Below are 12,968 nucleotides of genomic sequence, written 5' to 3'. Positions count from 1 at the left end.
TGCAACTTGCTTTGTAAGTTATAGCAGCATACTTTTTTCATGGCAGAAAAGGTATGCAAAACTGCCTAGCACTGTGCTATTGCTTTATTGTGAACTAATGACAGTTATAAAACTCACTAAAGTTCAGACAATCGTAACTGTCTACTCATCAGTTCACAATAGCTTAACTCAATGTATGCTTTAATTTAGAGAAAATATATGGAAAAAACTGGAGTCTTATTAGCTGTATCAAGTTTACCTAGTAATTTTGGTATTGGCGACTTAGGTAAAAATGCTTATAAATTTGTAGATATCTTAAAAAAAGCAAATATTAAAATATGGCAAGTATTACCACTTACACCGTTAGGCTATGGAAATTCACCATATCAGTCTAGTTCATCATTTGCTGGAGATAAAATATATATATCTATTGATAATCTAGTTGATATAGGTTTGCTTGAGAATTCTGATATTGAGTATTTAAATGCTAATTTAGATACTATTGATTATGATGTTGTCCGATCACATAAAGCTAAATTATTAGATAGAGCTTTTGAAAATTTTAAAATATCTACAAATAGGAAGCTTAAATTAGAGTATCAAAAGTTTATTGATGAAAATAGTTGGGTTTTGAAATATGCTATTTTTAAAGCCTTTAGGAAGGCTAATAATGACGAAGCTTGGAACCTTTGGCCACAAGAGTATAAAAACTGGATCAGGGATAAATCTATAGATACTGATCAATATCAGTTAGATATTGATTATGAACTATTTCTACAATATATATTCTACAGACAATGGTTTGAACTAAAAAAATATGCTAATCAAAATTCTATACAAATTATGGGAGATCTACCTATTTATTTAGGTTTTGATTCTGCTGATGTATGGGAGCATCAAGCTGTATTTTTGTTAGATGAAGACCAAAAGCCAACATTTGTAGCAGGAGTTCCGCCAGATTTTTTCTCTGCAACTGGCCAATTGTGGGGCAATCCCCTATATGATTGGGATAAATTACAAAAGACAGGTTTTGAGTTTTGGATAGAGCGTTTAAAAGGTAATTTCAAATTATTTGATATTGTTAGGATTGATCATTTTAGAGCATTTGATACATATTGGAAGATTCCAGCTAATGCTAAAACAGCTATCAATGGAGAATGGATAGAAGCTCCAGGATATAAGTTTTTTAATACGGTTTTTGAGAAATTACCTGGTGCAAATATCATTGCTGAGGATCTTGGAGATTTACGTCCTGAAGTGTTGGAGTTACGCGATCACTATAATTTAAAAGGTATGAAGGTTTTTCCTTTTCATTTTGATCTTAAGACTGGTAATTTTATTGAAGATCCAAATATTGTTGCTTACTCTGGAACGCATGATAATAATACTCTAAAAGGTTGGTATTTCGATGAACTAAATAGATACCAAAGAAAGCTTTTAAAACGTTATTTTAAAGCTAATGATAAAAATATTTTTAGAAAAATTATTAAGTATTTACTAAACTGTGATGCTGAATATGTAATATTACCAATTCAAGATATTTTAGAATTAGGTAGTGAAGCTAGGCTAAATACCCCAGGTACAGTTGGTTTGCCAAATTGGGAGTGGAAATTGATTAATTTTAATGGGTTACATCAATTTATACTGGGGATGGTATAATATTTTTTGCTTAGGCATTTTATATATAGATGAGAAGAGTAGAAAATCCTTTAACTATCTATTTGCCATTATGATGACTGACCTCATTGGTTTTTGTCTTTCTAGTTAGCAATAGGAGCAATCATTTTACTTCTGGAGAGAATCATGGAAGAAATAGAGATTCTTGAACTCAATAAGGAATACAGTTTTGACGTGAGAGTGGAGGACGGTGAAAACCATTTTGCATGACGCTTAGAATTATCACCTGATAAAGTAACACTGACAGTGAAGGGTGAGACAAATGAGAGTAGAGGATTCTCTTTGGGTTTTTCAGATATTGATGAAGTATGGTGCAATGGGTATACTAAGTCATATATATTGAAGAATTTAAAGGTGCTTCGCGGCCAATCTGGAATATTGGAGCATAACAAGATTGGATTTTTTGAGTATGTTTATGAAGTTGATTATTTCGCATACTTTACGGGTAGAGTGCATCAAGGGCAGAAGTTCTGAGGTTTTTCAGTTGATTTCTAAGAGGCTAAAAGCTGGATTTCACATACGAACACTCAAGAGAAAATATTAAAGTACTGTGAAGAAAAGAAGCTTTTTATTTTTAATGACAAGGACTTTGATCCTACTCAATTTAAAGTGCCTATTCAGGGCGTCGGTCATATCATTTTAGGATACAACGTCAGTGCTCATTATTCTGCGAGCGACTTTTCTTCAGGTGTACATTTCCCACCATCTTTCCATCTTCTGCTTTCTGAAGAGCAGTCACTGGTCTGCCTAAAAGAGTTGTATGACAGATTCTATGACCTAATGTCTTTTATCATTGGTAATGATATTAGTGTTAACAGTCTGAAGATTACTTTCGATACAACTATGTACTCTACAATGAAAGCATCTTTATATTATCCCCATACCAAATACTGTCACCAACGTAAGAGCAGATATCCTCTATACCCACTGGGTAGAGATCTACGATTCGATACCTTTGGATATCCCGAATTCGATATTTCTGTCTTTGACCGTTTTTTCTCGTTAGATAACGATAATTCATCAAAGTGGAAGAAATACCGAAAATATAGAGATATGAACAGCGTTGAAGAACGGTTTTTAGGTTATTTTAGACTCCTTGAGTCCCTTGCCTTCAAGTCAAAGAATTATGTTAATGAAGAAATTCTAGGTTCACTAATTGATAAGTTTGAATCGTGCCTTGTTAAAAGATTTGGCGATAAGAAGTCAGTTATCGGCTTCTTAAAAGATCTGCTTAGGTATAATGGTTCTAAATACAATACCGTGAAATGTATTGGTGATTTCTATAAGTCTCTACCTAAGGAAATACGAGATAAATGGATATTTTCTGGCAGCGATATTTCTGGAATTTGCAAACTGAGAAATGATATAACCCATGCTAATGATTACCAAGAAAGTGATATTAGCCTATATAAGAAGTCCATATTTATAGAAACACTTCTTGTTTTTGCCCTATACGAAAAGTTAGGTATATCCAGTGACAAAGTAGCGCTTATTATTCACAGCTTAGATGGGCATGACCACATCATGAATAGAGGATGAAGGGGTATTTTCTTAGAGGCTTCTGGTAATAAAAAAATGAAATTAGCAGTACATATAACAAGTCAATGGGCTTCATGCCTTCGATGTTAGACAGATTACTCTGCGCTTCGCTTCGTACACGAAATCTTAAATGTGAACAAAATTATCTAAAAAAATAAAGAAAGAGCCAGCAAGCTCTCAAATTTTATAATTACTCAAAGCTAACACCAAGATGTAAAGCCGTTTTAGACTCATTAGAATCACAATCCTCGGCTTTCTTATGTGTATCTTTTCTAATGGAGTAGATCAAATAACAGCTTACTGTAAAGGTACGAGCCGATGGCATTTTCATTATTTTTTCGTATCTAGAGAGAAATATCATTATCATCTAAGCATTTTTCGCAACTCTAACTTTAAATATGTTAGAATTTATGTCAATTAATTAGGTTAAAAAATATTCAAAATGCTTACATTTCAAGAAATTATTTTAAAACTACATCATTATTGGGCATCTAAAGGATGTGCGATTATTCAACCATTGGATATGGAAGTAGGTGCTGGGACATTTCATCCAGCTACAACACTACGTGCGATAGGTCCAGAGCCATGGACAGCAGCTTATGTGCAGCCTTCAAGAAGACCAACAGATGGTCGTTATGGTGAAAATCCAAATCGTACGCAACATTATTATCAGTATCAGGTTGTAATGAAACCCTCACCAGATAATATTCAAGAGCTTTACTTAGGTTCACTAAAGGAACTTGGTATAGATGCTCTAGAGAATGATATCCGATTTGTCGAAGATAACTGGGAGTCGCCAACTTTAGGTGCTTGGGGGCTTGGTTGGGAAGTATGGTCAAACGGTATGGAAATTACTCAGTTTACTTATTTCCAACAAGTTGGGGGATTAGAGTGTAAGCCTGTAATGGGTGAAATTACTTATGGTCTTGAGCGTCTGGCAATATATATCCAAAATGTTGACAGTATGTATGATTTACTTTGGGCAAATACTCAAAATGGTCCATTATATTATCGTGATGTATTTATGCAAAATGAAATTGAAATGTCTACGTATAATTTTGAAGAGGCAAATGTGGATGAGTTATTTAATCAATTTAATTTACTAGAAAAAGAAGGGTATCGACTAGTTGAAAAGAATCTATCGATCCCTGCTTATGAGTTTGTCTTAAAAGCTTCGCATACCTTTAATTTACTAGATGCTCGTCATGCAATATCTGTTACAGAGAGACAAGGGTACATTTTGCGAGTTAGGAAATTAGCTTTACAAGTTGCACAAGAGTATTACAATGCAAGAGAAAAACTAGGTTTTCCTGCTTTTAAAAAATAATTTACTTCTTGTATGCAATAGCAGATATTTCAACTAAAGCACCTATGTTTTGATGAAGAACACCTAAAGATGTAGATCTAGCAGGTTTATTTGTGAAGTATTTTTTATATTCCTTATTAAAATCTTTAAAATCTTTCTGTTTAGCAATAGCAACATTTACATCAACGATATCATTTAAAGTGTAATCATGTGCTTTTAATGTCTTTTCTATTAAAAGAATCGCCTTTTTAGTCTGTTGAGTTATATCTTCATTCTTTAATGATTCATTATTGCTTTGGGCATTTTGACCGGATATATATAAAAAATTACCAGCTTTAACGGCGGGTCTGTATAAGCTATTAGAGTATCCTAGAGATATTAAACTTACAAATAGTATTGATATAATTAATTTTTTCATTGTTAGACCTTATTATTTTAAGTTTGTAAACATAAAAAGTTTAGCATATTTAGACTAGTTTATAGATGATAATATTGTTTTGCATTAGTAATAAAAATATGTAAAACTGCTTGGCATATCTTAGAACTTTGTTTTAAATAATGAAATCTATATCACAAATACTTATATTCTTAGGTATTCAAGTTAAAAATGATGTAAAAGTACAAATAGAGTTTGTTTTTTTGGATAGTCGTAAATGTAATGAAGAGTCTGCATTTATTGCCCTAAGAGGACAAACTACAGATGGTAATAAGTATATTAAAAATGTTATCTCTAAAGGTGTTAATTTAGTTTTAACTGATAGTATCGAATTTGAGGATAGGGATAAGATCTTTTACGTCGAGGATTTGAAAAATAAACTCGCAAGTTTTGCTATATGGTTTTATGACTACAAAAAGCCAAAAAATATCATAGGTATAACAGGCACAAATGGTAAGACTTCAATTTCTAATTATATTGCACAATTTATAGATTTAAATGCACAAAAAACATTACTGTTAGGTACAAATGGTAATGGTATTTACCCAGATCTAAAAGAGAGTTCTCATACTACACTTGATGTTTTATCTTTATATCAGACTGTATCGAGTTATAGTGATTATGAGAATTTAATAATGGAAGTATCCTCACACGCATTGGATCAAAAGCGTGTTGCTGGACTAGATTTTGATACAGCAGTGTTTAGTAATCTTAGTCATGACCATCTTGATTATCATAAGACTATGGATGCTTATTTTGAAGCGAAAGCTAAGTTATTCCAGTTTAAGAGCCTAAAGAAAGTAGTTATAAATGTAGATGATGACTATAGTAAAAAACTCTGTGCTATCTGTAGCTGTGAAGTTGTAACTGTAAGTCTAAAGTCAAAGCAAGCTGATATATATTTGAAAGTCAGTGATATTAAAAATATGCAGACAAGTTTTGATTTGTATATTGCTCAAGAATTTGTGGGTGGGTATAAAACTTGCTTAATAGGTGAGTTTAACTTAATGAATCTGGGTTTAAGCTTGGCGGCATTAGATGGCTATATAGCTAGAGAGCAAGTTCTAGCAAATGTAGATTTAATTAATCCAGTAAAAGGACGTATGGAAGTTATCCAGTTGACTAATAATGTTAAAGTTATAATTGACTATGCGCATACGCCTGAGGCTTTAGAGAAAGCTCTACAGACATTAAAAGATTATTCTTTGGGTACTTTATGGTGCATATTTGGTTGTGGCGGCGATAGAGATATAACAAAGAGACCTGAAATGGCATCAATAGCTGAAAGGTATGCTGATAAAATAATAATTACCGAAGATAATAACCGTTTTGAGGATTTAGGTAATATTTTTAATGATATTCAGAAAGGTTTTGTTAATGCAAATCAACATAAGTTTATTTCATCTCGTGAAGAGGCTATAAAATATGCTATTGAGAATTCTAAGGCTGGAGATGTTATTCTTTTAGCAGGTAAAGGCCATGAATGTTATCTTGATAAAAAGGGTGTTAAAAGACATTTTGATGAGCGAGAGATAATCAAAAGGGTTATACTATAGAAATCTTGAATATAGCAAGTAAAGCCTTATAATTTAACTAACTTTGTCCTATGAATTGAAATTAAAAAATGATTAATAAGAAAATATTTATTATACCTATAATTATGGTTTTATTAGCGAGCTGTTCATCTATTCAATTTAATCCTGCTGCCAGCAAGGTACAAATATCTAGAGCTGCTCCAGCAAAAGATTGTAAATTTATTAATACTGTTACATCAACTCAAGGAAATTTCTTTACTGGGGCATTTACATCTAATAATAATATGCAGGAAGGGGCTTATAATAAAGTAAGAAATGAGGCTGCACAAATGGGTGGTAACTATATTCAGTTAATATCTAGTCAAGATGGAGATACTGGAGGAGGGGGAGGTAGCTTTGAAGGAGGTTATAACTCTAGCTATCAACAAACTAACTATTCTGTGACAGGATCTGTCTATGACTGCCCAAATAATAATGCTTAAAATAAATCTTAACAATATTAATAACTAGCGTTTAGTTAGGGATTATCTTAGAATCTATCTATATAAGTATTTATAATTCTCAAATATGATCAAATCACTAAAACAATTAGCAGTGCAAGCTGGCTTAGAATATGTTGGTGAAGATGTTTCAATTCAAACAGTAACTATTAACTCAAATGAGATAAAACAAGATGCATTATTTGTAGCAATTGTGGCTAATCGAGATGGTCATGAGTTTATTTTAAGTGCTATTGCTAATGGGGCGAGGGCACTTTTAGTTTCAAAGAAACAAGATTTAGATATTCCACAGATAGTTTGTGGTAATACTATCAATGGCCTAAGAACTTTAGCGAAAGAATATCGTAAATCATTAAATATGCCGATAATATCCTTAACTGGAAGTTGTGGTAAGACAACAATAAAAGAGATGATTGTAACTCTTTTATCGAATAAAAAAGTTCATTTCACGCAAGGTAATTTCAATAACTATCTTGGTGTGCCAATGACAATATTAGAAACACCACAAGATATTGATTTTGCTGTAATTGAAACTGGTACAAATGTCAGAAGTGAAATAAAAGCAGCCGCTGATATTATTCAACCAAATATTGCAATGATTACAAATGTTGGGGCTAGCCACTTAGAAAATCTTAAAACTTTAGATGGAGTAATGATAGAGAAAGGAGAGCTTTTGAAAGCATTGCCTAAAGATGGTTATTGTATTGTCAATCTTGATGATGAGAGAGTTTCTATTTATGTAGATAAGTTGGATTGTCATAAAATAACCTGTTCAATGAGCAACAAAGCTGCTGATATTCTACTTCTAGATTATCAAGTATCATCAGAGTATTATGATGTTAAAGTTAAAATATTTGATAAAGAGTATAACTATAGCCTACCTAATATTGGCAAGCATAATTTACTCAATAGTATATTAGCTATTGCATGTGTAGTTGCTGTAGGTATTGCACCAAGTGAGTTTTTAGCAAATACTCAAAAAATCAGAAGCTATAAGGGTAGGTTTTATACTGAGAATTTGACTAATAAATTAACTTTAGTCGATGATACCTATAATGCTAGTGTTGCTGCAATGAAAGCAGCTGTTGATGATTTAACTGATTTTCAAGGTAAGAAAATACTTGTTGCAAGCTCTATGAAAGAGTTAGGTGATGAGGCTGAGAATTATCATAGACAAATGGGACAATGGTTAAGACAAGCCTGTTTGGATAGGGTTTTCTTATTTGGAGATAGCCAGTTAATGAGCTGTGTACTTAAAGAGGCTAATGATCAAAGAATAGATTACTATGAAGCAAAAGAAAATCTAAATAGAGATCTGAAAGAGTTTATAGAGAAATATGAGCCATTTGAAACTAAAATAATAGTCAAAGGAGCTAGAAGTTATAAAATGGAAGAGGTCGTTGATTATATTAAATTATCTTTTGTGAGCAAAATAAATAGCGTATAATCGAATTAAATCTTTTAAATTATAGGAAAATAGTTATTATGAGAAAAATGATAAAATTTACACTATTGATTTTTGCTTTGACTTATTCGTGTTCAGCAATTGCAAAGGGCTTTAGTTGCCCAGTTTTTAAGCCAGGGGAAATTGTAGCAGTGTTAAACCTTTCTGTGGGAATAATTGTAGTAATGTACCTTTTTGTAAAACAACTTGCTGGCCTACAAGCTCAGGTTCGGCTTGGGCTGGAGCTGGTGTGGCAAGTAAAAGTAAACAGTTATATTGTCCTCATGCGACTTTTGCAAATTGTCATTTCTCAGGGCCGCCATCACCAACAGATGTAAATCCTAAAAATCCAAGTCTTCCATGTAAAGTAAATAAAGATGGCAAAGCAGCTAATTGTAGATGTAAAGTTTTTACAGGACCAAGTTATGTCAATATGGATGGTATTATGAATCTTGGTGTATATTATGAGACGGTAGCTGTGTGTGGTAAAGATGGCTCTAAGTGCAAAAATGCATCGACATGTTTGCCTGGAGGAAAGGGTGACTGTAAAGGCAAAATAGCTCCTGTGTGTTCATATGTCGCTGCTCAGAATATAAAAGATGATAGAGTATCATTTATCCCTGGTTATGATTTGATATCAACGTATAGTTTTGATATGAATAAGGATTATGGTGCTACAGGACCAGAAGGTGGGCCGAAATGTTCAAATATTGATGTCGCAGGTTGTATGGCTCAGCCTTGCAAATATGAAAAGGTTCTAAAGAATTTACAAATTGTACTTGTCCAATAACTAAGAATGTTAAATCTTTTAGATTACATTCAAAGGTAGATTCTTGTGATATTGCAAAAGGATACGTTTGGGAATAAGTTATTAGTTGGTGATCTGTTTGGTACCTACTTTTTTGACATATTCTTTAAATCATTATATTAGCTTTATTTGATTATATAATAGTTAGATTTTATCCTTGATAATATTTAAAACTCTTCTTAAAGGTTCTGCTGCTCCCCAAAGCAACTGATCTCCAACTGTGAAACAATGAAAGATATCATCAGCTAATAATGATGGCTTTATACGTCCAATAGCTATATCTAGAGTTCCAGAGGTTGCTTGGGGAGTTAGATTATTCAGAGTATCTTCTTTATTATTCTCAACTACTTTGACCCACTTGTTACCGTTAGAGATTTTAGCCTTAATTTCTTCAATAGTTAATTTCTTTCTAAGTTTTATAGTAAGTGCTTGAGAATGTGATCTTAAACTAGGCACTCTAACACATACGCCATCAACGGGAATAGTTTTTTTAGTATCAAGGATTTTATTAAGTTCAGTAGATGCTTTATATTCCTCTTTAGTTTGGCCATTATCCATAGCAATATCAATCCATGGTAGAAGATTATAAGCAAGTGTCTGTCCCGTTTTTTGCCGAGGTATTAGATCAGTATTTTTTGATAGTTCACGTAGAGTTCTTTCTCTTGTTAAGATATTTTGGTTAATATCACTGGTTTTGTTTAGTAAAGATGTCTGTTCTAATAACTCTTGCATAGCAGCAGCACCTGAGCCTGAAATAGCTTGATAAGTACTAGAGTTAACCCATTCAACAAGATTCTCTCTTAATAGTCCTGCTATTGCTAGAGACATTAAACTAACAGTACAGTTACTACCAATAAAATCTTTTTTACCATCGTCAATAGCATTAGTTATTTGGGCTAGATTTAATGGGTCTAAAACTAGAGTGCTATCCCCATTTAAGCGTAAAGTAGATGCAGCATCTATCCAAAAACCTTGCCAACCATTAGCTCTAAGTTTTGGGTGAATATCTTTTGTATATTCTCCCCCTTGACAACTTAATAGGATATCCATTTTGCTAAGCTGTTCTATATTAAAAGCATCTTGTAATGTACCATATTGTCGTATAAAACCTGATGGGTCTTGACCAGCTTGAGATGTTGAAAAGAAGGTTGGAGATATATTATCAAAATCTCTTGATTCAAACATTCTAGACATTAAAACAGAGCCTACCATTCCTCTCCAACCGATAAAACCAATTTTAAGCATAAAACCCTCCTATATAACTTGATGATAAAGTATAATACAAAACTAACTAATTTAATATTTTATTAAAGGTATATATATGATAGTGCATAAGTTTGGAGGAAGTAGTCTCGCTACAGCAGAAAAAATAAAAAATGTATCTAATATTATAAATTGTAACAATGAAGCAGTTGTTGTTTCAGCATCAGCAAAAACTACAAGTAATTTGCAAAAAGCTATAGATCAGGCAATTATTGGTAATGATTATAACGAGACTCTTAATGCAATTTTGGATCATCATAGTGGAATCATCAAGGAATTGATTCCAGAAGATGAAGTCTTGAAAGCTTTAATCATTAGAGATTTACGTAATATTAGAAATATTTTAAACACTATTACTATTACAAACTTCTGTGCAGATAATTTAAGGTTTTTTATTTTAGGTTTTGGTGAAATATGGTCTGCCAGTATTCTAACAGCATATTTAAAGTCAAAAGATAATAATGCATATTTTATAGATGCTTCGGAGTGTTTGGTTGTTAATGATCGTAGTTATCCTGTAACTGTAAACTGGCAACAAAGCTTAGAAAAGCTAGATAATATCAAAGCAGAGCATTCAGCTAATGTCTATGTTATAACAGGATTTATTGCCCAGAACAAATATGGTAAGAGAACTATTTTAGGCCTAAATTGTAGTGATTATTCAGCAGCAATTTTTGCAAAACTATTACAGGCTGAAAAATTATATATTTGGACTGATGTTGCTGGCGTATATAGTGCAAATCCTCAAGTTGTACCAGAGGCAAAACCTCTAACTCAGCTAACCTATAAAGAAGCTCTCGAGTTAGCTTATTTTGGAGCATCTGTTGTACATCCTTTAACTATTACACCAATGGCTTTAGAGAGAACTCCTATATATATAAAAAGCAGTTACGCTCCTGAAGAAATTGGTACAAAAATCAGCTCAGATATAGATGAAAATCAAGGTCTTATAAAAGGTTTAACAAGTGCCTCAGATGTCGCTATTGTTAGGGTGCAAGGCGTTGGCATGATAGGTGTGTCAGGTATATCATTTAAAGTCTTTGGAGCACTAGAAAAAGCGGAGGTGTCAGTAATGATGATATCTCAAGCAAGCTCTGAGTATTCTATATGTTTTGCAATAGACAGCATAAATGCTGATAGAGCAACAGAAGCCTTAAAACAAGAATTTGCTAATGAAATAAAGAATAATCTTATAGAAGAAATAGTAGTGCATAAGCATCACTCTTTGATAACTGCAGTTGGTGAGGGTATGAGATCTAAGACTGGATCATTAGCAAAATTAGTAAATTCACTTAAATTAGTAAATATAAATATACACGCTATTGCTCAGGGTTCATCTGAACGAAGTGTTACTTTTGCTATTAAAGCAGAGGATGAATCTCGTGGTGTTCAAGCAATGCATCGCCACTATAATACTAAAAGTGATGATATTGCTATCGTGGTCATTGGAGCTGGTAATATTGGTAAAGAATTTATCAAGCAGATGAAACAAACTTATCAAAAGTGGTATGAAAAGGGTATAAATCTTGTGCTTATTGGAGCTACTAACTCTAGACAAATGAGGATTGTGTATGAGAATTTATTGTTTGAAAACATAGATAATTTGCTTGAGGAAAATATAGAACCAGTAAACTTAGAAAAATTAGCAGAATTTATGTTTCGTGCTTCAGCAGTTAAAAAAATTGTTATAGATGCAACTGCAAGTGAAGAGGTTTCGAAAAGTTATGTTAATTTCTTACAAAAAGGCATTAGTATTGTAACTCCTAATAAGTATGCAAATTCAGGAAATTATGAATTCTATCAAGAGTTAAGAAAGACCTCTAGCAAAAGTGATTCAATGTTTTTTTATGAAACAAATGTTTGTGCAGGGCTACCTGTTATTATAACCTTACAGAGTATGGTTAGAAGTGGTGACCAAGTTAAATCTATCAGTGGTATTTTCTCAGGAACATTGAGTTATTTATTCACACAGCTAAATAATGGAGTGATTTTCTCAGATGCTGTAAAAATGGCATACGATGCTGGTTATACAGAGCCAGATCCACGTCAAGACTTGTCTGGTATGGATGTTGCTAGAAAAACTATAATTTTGGCAAGAGAAATAGGATTAAATCTTAGTCTAAATGATCTGGTTATAGAAAATTTAGTCCCAGAAGGGTTGATAGATTGTAGTGTTGAAGAGTTTTTTGAAAAATTACCAACATTTAATGATCAAATAATGAAACAGATTGAGGATAAAAAGCAAGCTTTTGCTGGAGTTCATTATGTAGGCTCTATAAAAAATGGAACTGCTACTGTAGGTATTCAAGCTTATGATGAAAATAGTCCTTTTGCTAATGTCAAAGGTACAGATAATATAGTAATGATAAGTACTCAAAGGTATACACAGCCAATGGTTATTCAAGGTGCTGGTGCTGGTATTGAGGTTACTGCAGCAGGTGTTTATGCAGATGTTATAACTGTAATAAGAGAAAAATAATC

General features: G+C 32.6%; 11 protein-coding genes. 9 read left to right on the top strand and 2 right to left on the bottom strand.

The annotated features are described in order from the left end of the window. Window positions 1-198 precede the first annotated feature (198 nt). The 4 genes from malQ to glyQ all read left to right on the top strand — a co-directional run bounded on the left by malQ (window position 199) and on the right by glyQ (window position 4,522). A complete protein-coding gene (gene malQ / locus CDV26_RS08515; RefSeq protein ID WP_088772917.1) occupies window positions 199-1,638 on the top strand; it encodes a 4-alpha-glucanotransferase in 1,440 nt (479 codons plus the stop codon). Between the two features lie 300 nt (window positions 1,639-1,938). Then, window positions 1,939-2,130, top strand: coding sequence for a hypothetical protein (locus CDV26_RS08510; protein ID WP_211276363.1), 192 nt, complete (start codon window positions 1,939-1,941; stop codon window positions 2,128-2,130). A 381-nt stretch (window positions 2,131-2,511) separates the two neighbouring features. Continuing rightward, on the top strand, window positions 2,512-3,195 hold the full coding sequence (locus tag CDV26_RS08505; RefSeq protein WP_157671557.1) for a HEPN domain-containing protein: 684 nt from the start codon (window positions 2,512-2,514) through the stop codon (window positions 3,193-3,195). Between the two features lie 442 nt (window positions 3,196-3,637). Further along, entirely contained in the window at window positions 3,638-4,522 is an 885-nt protein-coding gene (gene glyQ / locus CDV26_RS08500) for a glycine--tRNA ligase subunit alpha (protein ID WP_088772914.1), read from the top strand. A 1-nt stretch (window position 4,523) separates the two neighbouring features. Here glyQ and CDV26_RS08495 read toward each other — a convergent pair whose 3' ends face one another. After that, window positions 4,524-4,919, bottom strand: a complete 396-nt coding sequence (locus CDV26_RS08495; protein WP_088772913.1) for a RidA family protein — start codon at window positions 4,917-4,919, stop codon at window positions 4,524-4,526. A gap of 140 nt (window positions 4,920-5,059) precedes the next feature. Between CDV26_RS08495 and CDV26_RS08490 the strand changes: the two genes are divergently transcribed. From CDV26_RS08490 to CDV26_RS08475, 4 genes are all read left to right on the top strand, one after another. Further along, window positions 5,060-6,493 (top strand): UDP-N-acetylmuramoyl-L-alanyl-D-glutamate--2,6-diaminopimelate ligase, encoded by a 1,434-nt coding sequence (locus CDV26_RS08490; RefSeq protein ID WP_088772912.1) that lies wholly within the window; start codon window positions 5,060-5,062, stop codon window positions 6,491-6,493. A gap of 68 nt (window positions 6,494-6,561) precedes the next feature. After that, a complete protein-coding gene (locus CDV26_RS08485) occupies window positions 6,562-6,954 on the top strand; it encodes a DUF4156 domain-containing protein (RefSeq protein WP_088772911.1) in 393 nt (130 codons plus the stop codon). Window positions 6,955-7,039: 85 nt separating this feature from the next. Beyond that, window positions 7,040-8,419 (top strand): UDP-N-acetylmuramoyl-tripeptide--D-alanyl-D-alanine ligase, encoded by a 1,380-nt coding sequence (locus CDV26_RS08480; RefSeq protein WP_088772910.1) that lies wholly within the window; start codon window positions 7,040-7,042, stop codon window positions 8,417-8,419. Window positions 8,420-8,666: 247 nt separating this feature from the next. Then, complete coding sequence (locus CDV26_RS08475) at window positions 8,667-9,206, top strand: hypothetical protein (protein ID WP_245806424.1); 540 nt, start codon at window positions 8,667-8,669, stop codon at window positions 9,204-9,206. Window positions 9,207-9,368: 162 nt separating this feature from the next. On the opposite strand, the gene asd is transcribed toward CDV26_RS08475, so the two are convergent. Beyond that, on the bottom strand, window positions 9,369-10,469 hold the full coding sequence (gene asd, locus CDV26_RS08470; RefSeq protein WP_088772909.1) for an aspartate-semialdehyde dehydrogenase: 1,101 nt from the start codon (window positions 10,467-10,469) through the stop codon (window positions 9,369-9,371). Window positions 10,470-10,545: 76 nt separating this feature from the next. Here asd and thrA point away from each other — a divergent pair, with 76 nt between their 5' ends. Next, window positions 10,546-12,966, top strand: coding sequence for a bifunctional aspartate kinase/homoserine dehydrogenase I (gene thrA / locus CDV26_RS08465; RefSeq protein WP_088772908.1), 2,421 nt, complete (start codon window positions 10,546-10,548; stop codon window positions 12,964-12,966). Window positions 12,967-12,968 lie beyond the last annotated feature (2 nt).

Source organism: Francisella halioticida (genome assembly GCF_002211785.1).
GTDB classification, from domain to species: Bacteria; Pseudomonadota; Gammaproteobacteria; order Francisellales; family Francisellaceae; genus Francisella; species Francisella halioticida.
Note: the sequence above shows the minus strand (reverse complement) of the source record. Positions and strands in the feature narration are given on the sequence as shown.